This window comes from Chryseobacterium sp. HNCC26DJ241 (assembly GCF_057180505.1).
The window spans coordinates 35,856-53,169 of sequence record NZ_JBXUGL010000025.1; the positions used below are offsets into that span (position 1 = coordinate 35,856).

Annotated in this window: 14 protein-coding genes; 4 read left to right on the plus strand and 10 right to left on the minus strand. The window is 33.0% G+C overall.

Features of this window, described 5'->3' with window-relative positions; genetic code table 11:
- Positions 1 to 39: 39 nt before the first annotated feature.
- The 4 genes from AC2A1C_RS11815 to recQ all read right to left on the minus strand — a co-directional run bounded on the left by AC2A1C_RS11815 (position 40) and on the right by recQ (position 6,095).
- On the minus strand, positions 40 to 954 hold the full coding sequence (locus tag AC2A1C_RS11815) for a proline and serine-rich protein 1 family protein (RefSeq protein WP_484025921.1): 915 nt from the start codon (positions 952 to 954) through the stop codon (positions 40 to 42).
- A gap of 246 nt (positions 955 to 1,200) precedes the next feature.
- Positions 1,201 to 2,604: a dihydrolipoyl dehydrogenase gene (gene lpdA / locus AC2A1C_RS11820; protein ID WP_484025922.1), complete on the minus strand. Its 1,404-nt coding sequence runs from the start codon at positions 2,602 to 2,604 to the stop codon at positions 1,201 to 1,203.
- 77 nt (positions 2,605 to 2,681) lie between these two features.
- The gene (locus AC2A1C_RS11825) at positions 2,682 to 3,764 is read right to left on the minus strand and encodes a glycosyltransferase (RefSeq protein ID WP_484025923.1); all 1,083 of its coding nucleotides are present in this window, start codon (positions 3,762 to 3,764) and stop codon (positions 2,682 to 2,684) included.
- A gap of 126 nt (positions 3,765 to 3,890) precedes the next feature.
- The gene (gene recQ / locus AC2A1C_RS11830) at positions 3,891 to 6,095 is read right to left on the minus strand and encodes a DNA helicase RecQ (protein ID WP_484025924.1); all 2,205 of its coding nucleotides are present in this window, start codon (positions 6,093 to 6,095) and stop codon (positions 3,891 to 3,893) included.
- A gap of 170 nt (positions 6,096 to 6,265) precedes the next feature.
- On the opposite strand from recQ, the gene AC2A1C_RS11835 reads away from it, so the two are divergent.
- The 4 genes from AC2A1C_RS11835 (at position 6,266) to AC2A1C_RS11850 (ending at position 10,294) form a co-directional block, all read left to right on the plus strand.
- Positions 6,266 to 7,225, plus strand: coding sequence for a KpsF/GutQ family sugar-phosphate isomerase (locus tag AC2A1C_RS11835; protein ID WP_484025925.1), 960 nt, complete (start codon positions 6,266 to 6,268; stop codon positions 7,223 to 7,225).
- Positions 7,226 to 7,228: 3 nt separating this feature from the next.
- On the plus strand, positions 7,229 to 7,675 hold the full coding sequence (locus tag AC2A1C_RS11840; protein WP_484025926.1) for a hypothetical protein: 447 nt from the start codon (positions 7,229 to 7,231) through the stop codon (positions 7,673 to 7,675).
- A 62-nt stretch (positions 7,676 to 7,737) separates the two neighbouring features.
- Positions 7,738 to 8,559 carry a twin-arginine translocase subunit TatC gene (gene tatC / locus AC2A1C_RS11845; protein WP_484025927.1) on the plus strand — a complete coding sequence of 274 codons (822 nt, stop codon included), beginning with the start codon at positions 7,738 to 7,740 and terminating at the stop codon, positions 8,557 to 8,559.
- A gap of 100 nt (positions 8,560 to 8,659) precedes the next feature.
- Positions 8,660 to 10,294, plus strand: coding sequence for a M1 family metallopeptidase (locus tag AC2A1C_RS11850; protein ID WP_484025928.1), 1,635 nt, complete (start codon positions 8,660 to 8,662; stop codon positions 10,292 to 10,294).
- Between the two features lie 51 nt (positions 10,295 to 10,345).
- Here the strand turns inward: AC2A1C_RS11850 and AC2A1C_RS11855 are convergent, their stop codons facing one another.
- From AC2A1C_RS11855 to AC2A1C_RS11880, 6 genes are all read right to left on the minus strand, one after another.
- Entirely contained in the window at positions 10,346 to 11,515 is a 1,170-nt protein-coding gene (locus tag AC2A1C_RS11855; RefSeq protein ID WP_484025929.1) for a sensor histidine kinase, read from the minus strand.
- A gap of 1 nt (position 11,516) precedes the next feature.
- Positions 11,517 to 12,878 (minus strand): D-alanyl-D-alanine carboxypeptidase/D-alanyl-D-alanine endopeptidase, encoded by a 1,362-nt coding sequence (gene dacB / locus AC2A1C_RS11860; RefSeq protein ID WP_484025930.1) that lies wholly within the window; start codon positions 12,876 to 12,878, stop codon positions 11,517 to 11,519.
- 218 nt (positions 12,879 to 13,096) lie between these two features.
- Positions 13,097 to 13,648, minus strand: coding sequence for a GNAT family N-acetyltransferase (locus AC2A1C_RS11865; RefSeq protein WP_484025931.1), 552 nt, complete (start codon positions 13,646 to 13,648; stop codon positions 13,097 to 13,099).
- A gap of 198 nt (positions 13,649 to 13,846) precedes the next feature.
- Positions 13,847 to 14,782 (minus strand): proline dehydrogenase family protein, encoded by a 936-nt coding sequence (locus AC2A1C_RS11870; RefSeq protein ID WP_484025932.1) that lies wholly within the window; start codon positions 14,780 to 14,782, stop codon positions 13,847 to 13,849.
- A 35-nt stretch (positions 14,783 to 14,817) separates the two neighbouring features.
- Positions 14,818 to 16,221, minus strand: coding sequence for a pyridoxal phosphate-dependent decarboxylase family protein (locus AC2A1C_RS11875; protein WP_484025933.1), 1,404 nt, complete (start codon positions 16,219 to 16,221; stop codon positions 14,818 to 14,820).
- Positions 16,222 to 16,367: 146 nt separating this feature from the next.
- The gene (locus AC2A1C_RS11880; RefSeq protein ID WP_484025934.1) at positions 16,368 to 16,985 is read right to left on the minus strand and encodes an FMN-binding negative transcriptional regulator; all 618 of its coding nucleotides are present in this window, start codon (positions 16,983 to 16,985) and stop codon (positions 16,368 to 16,370) included.
- Positions 16,986 to 17,314 lie beyond the last annotated feature (329 nt).

Consider the following 17,314-nt stretch of genomic DNA (forward strand, 5'->3'; position numbering starts at 1 on the left):
TGGAAATAAAAAAAGAGAAGCAATTGCTTCCCTTTTCATTTATCTGTAGTTGGTGACAAAATTCATCAATGTTTTTGCATTGCTTTCAAAATCAAAAACATCATATACAATAAAGAAATTCTGGCGATCTATACACTTTGCATATATTGATTTGGCAAGATCCAAACGGTTTTTGTCAAAATCCATCATGTCCAAAATCACTCTGCATTGTTCTGAAGTAAACATTGTAGTTTTCATCTGCATATTTACCATATCCATTTTTGTATTATCGAAAGAATTATTTTTCAATGCATCTATAAAACTGCCAAAAGCAACATCATTCATCACATTTGGAGAATAGCCAGAATTCCAGTTTCCATTCGGATTTCCGTTTGAGTATGGGTTTCCATTTCCATAAGGATCATTCCAAACATCATCCCACTGATTAAAACCATAACTTTGAACAGGATATGCATCCAAAAGATAAAGCCCATAACGTGTGAAAAAATCCAAAACCATGCGAGTGTTATTCTGTACATTTAGACGAGTACGATACAGCAAATATCCATTTTGGTAAATAGAAATCGGAATCACTCCTGCTCCTAAATCGTAAAATCGAAATTTTCCTGAAGAATTGGTCATAAACTGATCTCCAATTTCCACTCCAAAATATCCTTGTTCCGGAATTCTTAGAAAAACCTCTGAATAACCATAGTTATAATTCCAACGATAATTTGGTTGAGAATTATTTCCTCCATTGTTTGGATATCTGTTGTTTTTATTAGGGTTTCGATAATCCTTATTATCCAATACAGAAGCATTATTTTTTTCACCTCTTCTTCCCATCTCTCGATTTTGAGTTTTCATTTCGGTTTCCTTAGCTTCGTTTTTCAGAAGTTCACCTGCTTTTCCTGCTTCTTGAGAAAATATTGCAATGCTGAAGAGTAACATACAAGTAGTAAAGATTCTTTTCATGTCGATAATTGTTTAGTTGTTGAAATGGTTATTTCACGAATTATGCCAAATATAAAATTATTGCTATAAAAAATTTATTTTATTTAAAAAATTTACAAATAAAAACTATTTACATAAAATTATTCCAAATATGATTCTAAAAATCAAATATGCACGAAAATTTTAAATAAAAAAGAGAAACCTAAGTTTCTCTTTGATATCATATTATGCACAATAAATTGCGCCATTACTATAAATTTTGGAATTTTACATGTGAATAGAACGTTTTGCAGTCGCATCCAAAGCAGCTTCTTTTACAGCTTCAGCATACGTTGGGTGTGCATGAGACATTCTTGTAAGATCTTCTGCACTTGCACGGAATTCCATTGCTGTAACACCTTCTGCTACCAAATCTGCAGCTCTAGCTCCAATCATGTGGAAACCTAAAATTTCATCCGTTTTTTCATCTGCCAGAATTTTTACAAAACCATCCGTATCTCCGGAAGCACGGCTTCTTCCTAAAGCTCTCATTGGAAAATTTCCAACTTTATACGCAACACCTTCTTCTTTCAGTTGCTCTTCAGTTTTTCCCACTCCTGCTACTTCCGGCCAAGTGTACACTACTCCCGGAATTAAATTATAATTGATATGCGGTTTTTGTCCAGCTAAAGTTTCAGCAACAAAAACACCTTCTTCTTCCGCTTTATGAGCAAGCATTGCTCCTTTTACCACGTCACCAATTGCATAAATATTGGAAACATTAGTTTGAAGATGGTCATTCACTTTTACTCTTCCTCTTTCATCCAATTCTACACCAGCTTTTTCTAATCCAAGTCCATCTGTATAAGGTTTTCTTCCTACGGAAACCAAACAATAATCTCCTTCAAATGTAACTTCTTCTCCTTTTTTATCTTTAGCTGTTACTTTTACCGTTTCTCCGTTTCTTTCCACTCCGGAAACAGCAGTAGAAAGATTGAATTTCATTCCTTGTTTTTTCAGTACTTTTTGCAATTCTTTGGAAAGTGAACCGTCCATTCCCGGAATAATTTTGTCCATATATTCAACAACTGTAACTTCAGAACCTAATCTTAAATATACAGAACCTAATTCAAGACCGATAACACCGCCTCCAATTACCAAAAGATGTTTCGGAACTTCTTTTAAATTCAATGCTTCGGTAGAAGTAATAACTCTTTCTTTATCTAAATTGATAAATGGTAAACTTGAAGGTTTGGAACCTGTTGCAATGATGGTGTATTTTGATTCTATAACTTCTGAAGAGCCATCATTTTTTGTCACTTTGATCTGAGTAGCAGATTCAAAACTTCCGATTCCTTCAAAAACAGTGATTTTGTTTTTATCCATCAGGAAATTAATTCCTTTTGTCGTTTGTTCCACCACTTCGTTTTTTCTGGAAATCATTCTTGCCAAATCTACTTTCGGTTCATTGATAATGATTCCGTAATTAGCAAAATCATGTTTTGCTTTTTCAAAATGTTCAGAACTGTCCAAAAGAGCCTTTGAAGGGATACAACCAACATTAAGGCAAGTTCCACCTAAAGTTGGGTATTTTTCGATAATTGCTGTTTTGAAACCTAATTGTGCGGCACGAATCGCCGCTACATAACCACCAGGACCAGAACCGATAACGGTAACATCAAATTGTGACATTTAAAGTATTTTTTGTTAAAATTTATTGATGCGAATTTACAAATTATTCAATTACAAAATCTCAAGAATTTTGAAACTTATAGGTCAATCATATTGTACAACAAATTTTCATATTTTTCCAAAATAATTTCTTTTGAAAATCTGGATTGTATAGACTTTCTAATACTCTCTTTATCGTTTTTCTGATCGAGTATTTCCAAAATTTTGGAAGCAAATTTTTTGTAGTTTTCAATATCATCAATCTCTCCATTTATTCCCGTTTGGACAATCTCCCGAATTCCTCCCGGACAATCATTTGCTAAAGAATATGTTCCACAAGCTCCAGCTTCCAGCAAAACATTTGGAAAACCTTCATATCGTGAGGAAAGGATAAATAAATCCGAAAATTTTAAAAACTGATACGGATTTTTCTGTTTTCCATGAAAGATAACATTCTCCAAACCAAGTTCATTTTTTAATTCGTGAAGAATTTTCTTGTCTTGTCCGTCTCCCAAAATATGAAGCCTTACTTTTTCATCTTTTAGATGATAAAAAACATTAAGAAGATTATCAAATCCTTTTCTGGAGGAGAGATTTCCAATGGCTACAACATTTTTGAATTCAGGATCTAAACTTTCCGGTTTTACTGATTCTCTACATTTTTCATCAATAAAATCGAAATCTACCGGATTATTGATTTTTATGAGCTTATCTTTTTTAATTTTAAAATTTTCGATCAAATCATTCATCATATCATCGCTCTGACAAATGATTTTGTGATAATTATTGTAAAATTTGTAGAAAAACCTTATTTCTCTTCTCGTTACATGTTTGGAAACCACATTCGTTTCTCTTGCGATGAATTTCGTTTTCGGGAATAGCCTTACAAAAAGTGAAAGATAGGCATTCACTTCCCCAAATCCCGAAAAAACAATATCCGGTTTTCTTCTTCTGATCTCCTGCAAAATAGGTTTTAACGAATGTCGAATTCTGGGGGTTTTAAGATCTATGATTTCTACATCTTCTTTCAAAAATTCCAGATAGCCTCCTTGTTTACGGAGCAGCATGATTTTCGGATCAAATTTTTCGCGTGGAAGATGATTGGCAATGGTAGTAACAATACGTTCTGCACCGCCTGTTTCCAAGTCCGGAAGAATAAAAATGATGGAGATTTTTTTCATAAAATTTAAAATCTTTGCGAAGGTAAAAAATTAAATTTGTACCGTTACGATTAAATTTTGGCTAAAGCCAATTGAATACCACCAAAAAAGCGGGCTAAAGCCCGCTCCTATTGAGATAACATTTTCTTAATTTGCAACATCGCTGATGAATTTGATTCGCAGCATTCGCACTTCTTCATCCGTCAAATCATCACCAAATTCAGAAAGCAAAACTTTCATACTGTCGCTTTCCGATTCTTTCATAAAATCCATGAATTCATCTACAATATCTTCATCAAAATTTTCTTCAATATAATAATTGATATTTAATTTTGTTCCCTGATAGACAATCGCTTCCATTTCTTTTAGCAGCTCATCTATCGAGAGATTTTTAGCTTTTGCAATATCTTCAAGATCAAGTTTTTTATCGGTACTTTGGATAATGAAAACTTTATGACTAGATTTATTGGCTACCTGCTTCAAAACCATGTCCTGCATTCTTTCTATGCCGTTTTCTTCTACATATTTTTTGATAAAGTCTGCAAATTCTTTTCCATATTTTTTTGCTTTACCTTCACCTACTCCATAGATTTTTGTAATTTCTTCAACTGTAATAGGATATTGTACGGTCATGTCTTCCAAGCTGGGATCCATAAAAACAGTATAAGGCGGAATTCCCAATTTTTTTGCTACATTCTTCCGAAGTTCTTTCAATTGGTTGAATAAAACCTGATCCAAACCTCCTCCACTTTGTACCTGAACTGATTCGGATTCCGATTTTGTCTGTGCCAGATCATATTCCCGATCTTCTGCAATCAGAAAGGATTGTTTATACTTTCCTTCCAAAATTTGCTGTCCTTTTTCTGTAACCTTAAGAATACCGTAAGTTTCAATGTCTTTTTGTAAAAAATTCTGAACCGTCGCTTGTCTGATTATTGTTTTCCAATAATTGTCATTTTCACTTTTCCCAATTCCGAAAAGTTTATGAGTCTCCAGTTTATAGGATTTTGTAACGGGACTTTCTTTTCCCACAATGATATTAATAAGATCTTTGGATCGGAATTTTTCTTCCAATTTCTTAGTAACATCTAAAACTATTATTAAATCTTTAGTTGCATCTTTCAATTTTGGCGGATTCAGAGAATTATCATCCATCTTAGCTCCGTTCCCATTTATCGGGTCAAACTGTTCCCCAAAATAATGTAATAAATATTGCCTTCTGCTCATGGAAGTTTCAGCATATCCTACTACTTCATTCAGCAACTGAAGGCCTATTTCTCTTTCGGAAACCGGTTTCTGCGCCAAAAATTTTTCTAATTTTTCTACATCTTTAGGATCATAAAAAGCGACACAATATCCTTCTCCTCCATCTCGACCGGCTCGTCCGGTTTCCTGATAATAACTTTCCAAAGATTTCGGAATATCATAATGAATCACAAATCTTACATCCGGCTTATCAATACCCATTCCGAAAGCAATAGTAGCTACAATAACATCGCATTCTTCCATCAGAAATTTATCCTGATTAGCAACTCTCGTTTTTTGATCCAAACCAGCATGATAAGGAAGTGCATTGATTCCGTTTACCTGAAGAAGCTGTGCAAACTCTTCCACTTTTCTCCGACTCAAACAATATACAATCCCCGATTTTCCTTTATTTTGATTGATGAATCTAACGATTTCTTTATCCACATTTACTTTTGGGCGGATCTCGTAAAATAAATTGGGTCTATTGAAACTTTCTTTAAAGACTACAGCTTTGGTCATTCCCAAAGTTTTCTGAATATCATCCTGAACTTTTGGAGTTGCTGTTGCAGTAAGCGCAATAATAGGAACATCCGCAATTTTATTGATGATGACCTTTAAATTTCTGTATTCCGGACGAAAATCGTGTCCCCATTCCGAAATACAATGCGCTTCGTCTATTGCAACAAAAGAAATTTTCACTTCCTTTAGAAAATCAAGATAGTCTTCTTTTATTAAACTTTCAGGAGCTACATATAAAAGTTTGGTCTTTCCGTTTCTGATATCATCAAATACCTGTTTGGTCTGCGTTTTATTAAGCGAAGAATTCAGAACATGCGCTGTTCCTTCATCAGAAGAAAGTCCGTTCACCGCATCCACTTGATTTTTCATCAATGCGATAAGTGGCGAAACTACAATTGCCGTTCCGTCTGAAATGAGTGCAGGAAGCTGATAGCACAATGATTTTCCGCCACCAGTAGGCATTAATACGAATACATCATTTCTGTCTAAAAGTGTCTCTATAATTTTTTCCTGCTGCCCTTTAAACTGCGAAAACCCGAAATACTTTTTAAGTTCTTTTGATAAATCGGTTGTTTTTGTCCTCATCTAATTAAGTTTGCTAAATTTGCATCTTATCAAAGTTAATAAATAAAAATCATAATTAAAAGCATAGAAACTGAATTTGAGTTAAAAATTTTAGAAAAATTCCGAAATTGTTCATTTCTAAATTTCTCTTTTAATATAATTTAAAAATAAGGATAAACCATCAAACAAAAATGAATACTCCACAAATCCTGAATCTTGCCAGAAAATCCCTTGAAATTGAAATCACAGAGCTACAAAATCTGAAAAACAGATTGGATGAAAATTTTACAAAAGCAGTAGAAATTATCAATTCTGCAAAAGGGAAATTAATAGTAGTGGGAATTGGAAAATCTGCTCATATTGGAAACAAGATTGTTGCTACACTAAATTCCACAGGAACTCCTTCACAATTTCTTCATGCTTCGGAAGCTATTCATGGAGATTTAGGAGTTGTGCAGAAGCAGGATGTTGTATTATGCATTTCAAATTCCGGAAACTCTCCTGAAATCGTGAATCTTATTCCTTATCTGAAACAATATTCTTCCGCACTAATCGGAATGACAGGAAATCTGAAAAGCAAACTGGCAGAAAATTCTGATGTCATTCTCAATTCGTATGTAGAAAAAGAAGCCTGCCCTAATAAGCTTGCTCCTACAAGTTCTACCACAGTACAAATGGCTCTTGGTGATGCTTTGGCTGTTTGTCTCATGGAAATTAAAAATTTCAGAGATACGGATTTTGCCAAGTTTCATCCAGGTGGAAGTTTAGGCAAAAATCTTACTGCAAAAGTGGAACAATTTCTTTCCCAACAAAAGCCTGAAATTTCCGAAAGCTCCGGAATCCGGGATATTATTATTTCGGTAAGCGCTTCTAAACATGGGATTACCGTAGTTACGGAAAAAGATAAAATTTTGGGTGTGATTACAGATGGAGATCTCCGTAGAATGCTCATGAAAAATGAAGATGTTTCCAAAATTTTAGCGAAAGATATCATGAGCGAAAATCCAAAATCTATTGAAAAAGAAGCTCTTGCAAAAGAAGCCATGAAAATTTTGAAAGAAAACAATATCGGCCAACTCATTGTAACCGAAAATGGAAAATATTTCGGAATCATTGATATTCATAGGCTTTTGGATGAAGGGATTAATTAAAAAATGAATGAGTTTCTTTTTTACATATTAATTGGATTTCTAATTATACTTGGATTTTTCATTACTAAAAGTATCTGGAAAGATTTTGAAAAAGAGTACAATTTAATTTTAGAAAATGTTGTAGAATTTTCGGAATATTTTGAAACGACAACAATGATCGAGCATTCAGAGAGTTATGACAATTATTCTATACAGTTTGCAAAAACAAAAAACAACAAAATATATCTTTTCCTTTTTAATTCACCAAAGTCCATCGGAAAAATTTATTTACTCAATGGTTATACTGATAATGAGCACATTTCTAAATTTCGAGTTGAAGAATTTAAATATTCTTTAAAAAAAACCAAAATAAAACTAACGGACGATAATTTTATTCCAAACACTGTTACTTTTTTTCTACCGATGAGTAAAACCGATTATGAAAAAATCAAATCCAATTTTGAAATTTAATTTCTTAATTTCGCAACTTCAAACTTTCAATTTTAAACCTTAATCTTTGAACTAAATACAACATGAGCAACGAAAAAGAAATGTCTTTCTGGGGACACATTGGCGAACTTCGCGGACATCTTATTCGCTGTCTTGTTGCTATTCTAATTGGAGGCTTGATTGTAGGATTCAACATCAATTGGATCATGGATCACATTTTTTTTGCTCCCACCAAAAATGATTTTCTTACTTTCCGGGTTGTCAATCATTTTTCCAGAGAACTTTTGGGACACAATAGTTTTACGCTTCCCGATAATTTTGCCGTTCAGCAGAAGAAACTGTTTCAGCAATTCAATGTAATGATGGCGGTTTCTATTTTTGGAGGTATTGTTGTGGCTTTTCCTTACATTATTTGGGAATTATGGAGGTTTATCAGTCCTGCTCTTCATCCTGAAGAAAGAAAAAATTCTGCATTTTTAATCAATTTTGTATGGATGTTATTTCTGACGGGAGTTTTAGTCGGATATTTTTTAATCTTGCCTTTTGCTATTAACTTTGGTCTACTTTTTACAATTTCGGATTCTATTACACAATTATTTGATTTATCAGATTATACCACCCTTTTTCTGCAAGTTGTTTTAGGAATGGGATTATTGTTCTTGTTTCCTGTAATTGTCTATTATCTTACCAATATCGGAATCATTACTCCAAAATTTTTAAAAACCTACCGCAGACATGCAATTGTTTTAATTATGGTTGTGGCTGCAATAGTAACACCAGCTGATGTTCTCAGTATGCTTGCCGCAGCTTTCCCATTGATTTTGCTGTATGAATTCAGTATTCTGATGTCTTCGAGAGTGTATAAAAGAATTCTGAAAAGAGAAACAGGTTTGGTAAAAAAATAGATCGGATTCACTTTCAAGTTCTTTCCGTAACAATCTGTCCGGATTTTCTACTTATTCTTGACAAGAATTAATTTTATCTTGAATTTCAAAATATCCGGATATGAAAAAAATTGCCCTTTTCTCGTTATTACTGATCTCAGGAATCTCTTTTGCACAGGATCTTTTTCCAAATAATGCTGCTGCTTCCAAAGAAGATACTTTAAAAGGTTCTAACACCAAATTCCGAAATTTTTGGGACGTAAAAAAATATGAACTAACTGTAGAACCCAATTTTGAGAAAAAATCAGTTTTTGGAGTGAACAGAATTAAATTTGAAATTACTAAAGATGTAAAAAATCCTGTATTTCAAATTGATCTTCAGCAGCCAATGGATTTTAAACTTCTGAATAAAGACAGCTATCTTTCTGCTAAAAGAGATGGTGATTTCATTTTCATTACAGCAAAAAAATCATACAAAAAAGGCGATACTGATACTTTTGAAATTCAATTTTCAGGAAATCCGGTTATTGCAAAACGTGCACCTTGGGATGGAGGTTGGGTTTTTGATCGCGACGAAAAAGGAAATCCATGGATGAGTGTTGCGCAGGAAGGAAACGGAGTTTCGCTTTGGCTTCCTGTAAAAGATATTTGGAGCGATGAGCCGGATAAAGGAATCACCATGAATATAGTAACTCCGGAAAATTTAGTAGGTGTTGGAAACGGCAGATTGATTTCCGAAATTAAAAAAGACGGAAAAAAAATGTATACATGGGAAGTAAAAAATCCGATTGGCGATTATTCCATTGTTCCTACTATTGGGAAATTAGTAAATTTCAAAGATTCATATAATGGAGAAAAAGGAAAACTTGATCTTGATTATTGGGTTTTGGAAGAAAATCTTGACAAAGCCAAAAAGCAATTTCAGCAAGTAAAACCAATGCTAAAAGCTTTTGAATATTGGTTTGGACCGTATCCATTTTACGAAGATTCTTATAAATTGGTGGAAACTCCATATCTTGGAATGGAACATCAAAGCAATATAGCGTATGGAAATCAATACATGAATGGATATCTTGGAAATGATCTTTCAGGAACGGGAGCTGGTTTGAGTTGGGACTACATTATTGTCCACGAAAGCGGCCATGAATGGTATGCCAATAATATTACAGCAAAAGATGTTGCAGATATGTGGATCCATGAAAGTTTCACGATGTATTCTGAACCTTTATTTATTGAAAAATTTATGGATAAAGAATCGGCAAATAAATACATTCAGGGAGTTCGCGGAATGATTGCCAATGATGCTCCTATTATTGGAAAATATGGAATCCGAAATGAAGGAAGCGGCGATATGTATCCAAAAGGTGCCAACATGATCCACACCATTCGTCAGGTAATCAATAATGATGAAAAATTTCGTCAGATTTTACGTGGAATGAATAAGGATTTCTATCATCAAACCGTCACTACAAAACAAATCGAAGATTATATTTCACAAAAATCGGGAATTGATTTTTCTTCGGTATTCAACCAATATTTAAGAACAACTAAAATTCCAGCTTTAGAATACCAACAAAACGGCGACCAATTGAAATTCCGCTATGATAATGTGGTAGAAAATTTTAAACTTCCTTTAAGAATCAATGGAACACAAACCATAAATCCTACTACCAAATGGCAAACTGTAAAACTAAATTCTTCAGCACCAGTAGTTTTAGACGCTAATTACTATATTGAGTATAAAAAAATTAATTAGAATTTTACTTTTAAAAATTAACAACTCCATTTTTTGTAGAAATGGAGTTTTTTATGAAAGTTTTAAAATAACCCGGAAAGTCGTTCCCTTTCCCACCTCGGTTTGTGCAACACGGAGATCTCCATTATGATATTCCTGAATCACTCTTTTAGCAAGGCTCAAACCAAGACCCCAACCTCTTTTTTTGGTAGAATATCCCGGTTTGAAAACGTTTCTTGCCTGTTTTTTTGTCATTCCGCAACCCGTATCTTTAAAATCCAGAATAATACTACTATTCTTTTCATATAACAAGATTTCCAAATTCCCTATTCCTTTCATAGCATCTACCGCATTTTTTACAAGATTTTCAATTACCCAACTCAGAAGAATTCTATTATGAGGAATAAGTATCTCTTTATGAGAAGATTTGAAAATGAAATTCACTTTTGTAGAAATTCGGGATTTCAAGTAATCGTAGTTTTGTTTTACGGTTTCATTCAAATTGTAATCGTTCAGCTCCGGAATTGAACCAATTTTTGAAAAACGTTCTGAAATGGTTTTAAGACGAAGAATATCCTTCTCTATTTCCGAAACACCTACCGAATTTGGATTTTCGAGTTTCATTACTTCTATCCAGCCGATCATGGAAGAAAGCGGAGTTCCGATCTGATGCGCTGTTTCTTTTGCCAAACCTGCCCAAAGAAAACCTTCATCTGTTTTTTTTATAGTTCGCATAAACCAAATCGAAAAAAACAAATAGCTCATAATGAAAATTCCCAGAAAAAATGGAAAGTAGCGGATGTTATTCAGTAATTGGGAATTATCATAAAAAACCAATTGCTTGTCACCGTTTGCAATTTTTATTTCGAATGGTTCGTAATTACTCTCCATTTTCAAAATATATTTTTTCAAAGCCAGAGAATCTTGAACCATTTTTTGAGGAATATTTCGGACAGTTCCATCTCCCATAATTGGCTTTTTATTTTTATCCGTAACAACTACCGGTAGCTGATCGTTCTCCTGCAAAATAGATAAAAGCAAATCCTGAGTTTCTGCATCCAAATCTGAATTTTCCTGCAACATCTGCATTGCTTTTGCAAAAACCTGAATCCTGCTTGTTTCTCGGGCTCTCAATTCTTTAATCAGAAACATTGAATACAATATAATTGCAGCAATAATTGCCGTAAAAAGAATGTATATAAACCAAATATTGATTCTTGAAAGTAATGGTCTCTGCTTCATTTTATTTTAGAACATTCAGCACTTTGTAGAGAGCTTCGCTAATGTTATTTCCTTGATAATTATTAATGATAATTGAAAATACATAACCTTTATGATATCCTGCAAAAGATTTGGTATCCTTCATTGTTCCACTTTTCATTTTCATGCCGTTTTCCTGAGTAGGAAATCCTTCATAAAATATGGAAAACCAACTCTGTTTTTTTGCCCAAAGCAAAGCCTGAACTTGCGCTCTTGCCGAAACATAATTCTGCGGAGAAAGCCCGCTTCCATCAGCAAAATTAATCATAGCAGAATTTATACCTTTTGATTTCCAGAAATCTTTCATATAATCAATTCCTGCTGCAAAACTTCCTTCATTTTTCTTCTCTCTTCCCAAAGTTTTAATTAAAGTTTCGCCATAAAGATTCACACTTTTTCGTAAAAACCAATAGACAATTTTGTCTAACGTTGGCGATTTGTATTCAAAGAAAATATTAGTTTTAGGAAAATCTGAGATTTTTTCTCCATTAATCTTTTGTTGCGAAACCGAAGTTATTTTCCCATTAAAATCAATCCCGTTTTCTGAAAACCATTTTTTAATTTCATTTCCTAAAGTAAGTGGCGGATTCGGAGTTGCTCCGGAAACTGTGGTTATTTTTCCTGCGGGAAGCATCCCATTAATCAACGCTACATCGGAATGTGGTGCTGTAAAAATTAAACTCTGATCCGAGCTTCCTCCTGCTTTCAATTCAGAAACCCATTTTACTTCGGGAAGTTCTATGTTAGAATTCTGAATTTTGTTTCCATTTACATTCAGGTCAAATTGATTTTCGCGCCAGTTCATTGCCCAAACTCCGGCTCCATAATAATTTCCCATATCATTCCAAGGCCAACCGCCGGGAGTTGCCTGGAAATCGAACCAAGAATCATCCAGAATTAAATTCCCCGAAATTTTGGAAATTCCCTTTCCTTTCATTGCTGCAAGAAATTTTTGTTTGAAATTTTCAGGTTTATATCCTTCGTAACGCCAACTTCCTAATGTAGGATCTCCGTTGGAAAAAAGGTAAAGATTTCCATTCAGATTTCCATTAGAAATACTGCCCGAAAAGGAAGCAGAAGTAGTGTACTGATAATTTTTTCCTAAACTTTCCAAAGCACAAGCTGCAGTAAAAATTTTTTGCGTAGAAGCTGTGGAAAGTCCCTTATTCCCATCATATTCATATATAAAATTGCCATTTTCATCCGATACGTACACAGAAAGATTTGAGGAATAAGCTGGTGTAGAAGCCAACAAACCTTTTACAGCAGTATCTAATTTTTGTGAAATGTTTTGGCCAAAAAACAGTGTGGTAAAAAGGAAAAAAATCAGAAAAAGGCGATTCATGTAACTCTTTTTTATTTCCAAATATAACGAAAAAACATTAAAAAAATCCAGCCATTTTTTTACTCGTATCCCCTGAATTAAAGCTTAAAATACAATTTAAAATCAACGCTCAAAGTGTTCAACAACGATTTTCGTTACATTTCCATTTTTATCAAAGTTCAAATAAATTTCTCCATTTTAACTCTTCTAATTTTATTTCAGCCATAGTTTCAACATCTTCAAATTTTGTTCGTTTTTATTTCATATTCCAGTAAAGCAAGATATAAATTTCTGTGCTGAATTGGTAAATCTTCTGTAATTGGCGTCGTAAAGTTCTCAATAAAATTGAACCCAAAATTTTGGTAATAATTTATAATGTTTTCATTGTCGCCCCAAGTGTCCATTCTAATATATTTTAGATTGTTATTTTGTGCGAATTCTATTGTCCAATTTAAAATTTTATCAAACTGTTTTTGTCCTTTAAATTTTGGATTTACAACAATTCTATGTAAATAGATTGCATTTCCGTTTTCTTTTTCTCTCCAAATGATCGGATCGCTAAAACAGATGCTGAATATACATAAGATGTCATTCCCTTCAACAATCTTAAATTGTAGCTTTTCTTCAATATCTGTTTTCAGCACATTTTTGTCATATCCATTCCAGACTGGATATCCTTTTTCTTTTTGATACTTTATTGCCTCATCAAAAAGATGGCAAATAAATTCCAAATCTTCAATTTTAGTATTTAGGATTTTATCAGTTGAGTTTTTCTCTTGAATTCTGTTCATTATTTATCAGCAATGCTTTTGGGTAATACCCTATTTCTGTCGTATAACCCAAAAATAGGCAAAAATTATAAATTAATTAATCCTATAAAGATAAGTTTTGGTCTTACGAAAAGTCCAAAACTTATCACCTATATCCTTAAAAATTAATTTTTATTAAATTAGTAAATTAGTGTATTGCGAAAGAATTGCTTTAGTACATCATTCTACAATGTCGGCAAGTCCTCTGAAAAGATTTAGAGGATATTCTGCCCATCGATTACACAAATACAAGTACCATTCTTTTCCATAAACAACATAAATTCTGCATTTGTATCCATTATCTTTAAAAGTTTGTAATTCTTCATTGCAAATTCCCAAAAGTCTTTCTATTACATAATTTGAAGGCGAATATTTGTCAATAAGTTCAATGGTTTTATTATGAATTTTGCTGTCATGGGAAGCAATCGCACATTTATGATCAGCCATCAAAAGTTGTTCTACATAATTCAGATAAATTTCATCAAGTTCGTTTCCTCTCTGTATTGAAAGATCTTTTGGTGTATCATAAGCTCCTTTTACCATTCTGATGCTTCCAGAAAGTTTGATTAATTTTTCAAAATCTTTTCTTGTTCTGTGCAAGTACGCTTGCAATGTAATGCCTAAATTTGAATGTGTTTTTAAAACTTCTTCATAAATTTCAATAATCCTATCAGTACGGTCAGTCCCTTCCATGCTAATGATTACTTCTTGATCTATTTTACTTGCTTCTTCACAAATACGTTTCAAATTATTAATAGTTAAATCTCTTGAAACCAAAAGTCCAATATGAGATAAATCTAAGGAAATGGAAGAATTAAGATTTTCAGATTTTGCTGCTTTTGCAAAATTTATAAATTCATCTGTTGCTTCGTTTGCTTCTTTCTCATTTCTAATGCTTTCGCCCATAAAGTCGGTTGTTACCACAAAACCATTTTCATTTATTTTTTTAATGGTTAAAACGGTTTCTTCAATGGTTTCTCCGCCAATGTAGCGATTTGCTGCCTTCTTTAAAGTTTTGAAAAGTTGATCGTTTTTAAGGACGAATTGTTTGGCGTCTTCATTCAACGCAGCTTTTTTCAAAGCATCTGATGCAATTTTTAATAAATCTTGTTCCATAATTAATTTTCCTATCCTATATTTTTCATTTAGTTTCAATAGCGATTTGTAATTTTAATCATTTCGTTTGTTATAATTTCAATATCCGTTTTTGTTGTCCGCCAATTAACAAAAGATGCTCTGATACCTTTCTTGCCATTATAGACTGTTGGTGTCATAAAAACCTTTTCGGTATCATTTAGTTGTGTCAAAAAAAATTGCACATTGTTTTGGTTTTCATCTCCTTGTAAAGTAAAACATACATTGTTTAGTCGGACAGGTGCTAATAATTCAAACTCCTTACTATTTTCTATAAATTGCCCTAAAAGATTCGCCATTTCAATAGAATTTTCAACTATTTCCCGATATCCTTTTTTACCGTATGCTACTAACGAAAACCAAACTGGCAAAGCCTTCAATCGTCTTGAATTTTCAGGTAAAAAGTTTAAATAACTGAAATTGTCAAGCGGATTTCCCAAATAAGGAGCATTAGAATTTTGGAATGTTTCGGTTTGTGAAATTTTATGTTTATCTTTCACAAGAAAGATGGCGTTTTCATAAGGTACATTTAACCATTTATGACAATCAATTGTGATGCTATCAGCAACTTCCCAACCTTCCATCAAATATTTATGTCTTGGCGAACAAACGGCAAAAGCTCCAAACGCTCCATCAATATGCCACCAAAAATTATATTTTTCTTTAAGTTTTGATATCGCTTTAAAATCATCAAAATCTACTGTGTTTACAGTTCCTCCACTTGTGATAAGAATAAAAGGCTCTCCGTTCAGTAATTTTATTTTAGTTTCTAAATCTTGAATGTCAATACTTTCTCGGTTACCTTTTTCAGTATTTACTTTGGTAAAAGTATTACTTCCAATGCCTAACATTGATAATGATTTGATGGCAGAAGAATGAGGCACTGCTGATAAAATGTTGATTTTTTTAGAAATGCCATTTTTTGCAAAATCTTCCTCAAAACATTTTCCAAACCATTGTCTTGCAACAGCCAAACAAGTAAAGTTTGACATTGTTGCACCCGTTACAAACCCACCAACAAAGTCATTAGGAAGACCAAATAAATCTAAAAGAAGTTTTATAGTTTCAGTTTCTATGATAGCCGAAATATCACCTTGTCCTTTTGTTGATTGTGTATTTTGGTCATAAATAGTAGTTAACCAATCTCCAACAATTGATGCCGGTGTTGAACCTCCTGTTACAAATCCCAAATATCTCGGTCCTGTTGAACCTATCATAATTTGCTCAAATTTATCATTAAACAGTTTTAAGGCATTAAGTCCACCAATACCAATTTCATTTAGCTTTTCATTCGGTTCTACTATTGCTTTGGAAGAAGTTGGTCTTTCTGAAAGTTGGTTTAAAAAATCAAGCCCTTGAATTTTAACGCTCTCAAGCAGAATTTCAATATTTTCTAAGTCGTTTTTTAATTGTTCGTTCATCTTTTGGTGATTGTCTGTTTTGCTTGCCACTAATGGTTTTCGGTTTTGCAATATAACGGATTTTCAGCGCTAAAGTTCAATAAAATTACTACTGTTGAGTTTATAACAATCAGTCCAACTATTGTAAAGCTCTGTTAACTACTTTTTTATTTGTCAGACAAGTTCTCCTTCATATATTCTGCAATGATTATTTCGTTGGAGTCCTTGCTGTTTGATAAAGTTTCAATTATTTTTTTCTGCTCCGTTTCTGTTCTGTTTTGGCTCAATTTCCTTTTAGCTTGTAAGTCTGTTACAAGGATTTCAAATGCAACAATTCCTTTTGTCATTTTTAATTTGTATTCTTCAGGAAAATTGTCCCAATGTTGCCGGTATTCCGTTTCATATTTATCAATTGTTGCTTCAAGAATTTCAAAAGTCTTTTCTTGTTCAGTTATTAATTTTCCTTGTCCATAGGCGTGAATTGAAATGTAGTTCCAAGTCGGCACATTTAGTTCTTTGTCATAGTTTCTTGTCGAAATATAGGCGTGAGGTTCGCTAAAAATAACCAAAACAGAATTATTTTCAATATCTTGCCAATGCTCATTAGCTTTTGCAAAATGTGAGGTCAAAACTATATGGTCGTCTTTGGTCGTTACAACAAATGGCAAATGTGTTGCAGTTGGAAAATTGTCTTTTGAGGTTATTATAGTCGCAAAACTAAAACGTTTCATAAATTCAATAATTTCTGCTTTGTCTTTCGTTAAGTTTACTTTTGGAATATACATTTTAGATTTCGTTTTAAATTTTCGGGTCTGTCTCGAAATAGCTGCTAACGGACAGGTGTGGAGTTCGAGTGGAAAATTGAAGCACAAAAGCTGAATTTATTACTATGATTCTAATGAAAAACTACTGTTGAATTTTCCACTTTGGCTCGTCTGATATAAAACTCTTGTTGATGGCAGTTTTTATTATTCGTTTTTCTTTAATAATTTGTCAATACTATAATCATTTAGTTCGTTCTCAAAATACAAAATTAAAATTGTTGTTAAACACAAAATTCCTGATGCAAACATATTCTCTCCAAAATAAGGTGTGTCAATTAAGTGCCCAAAAA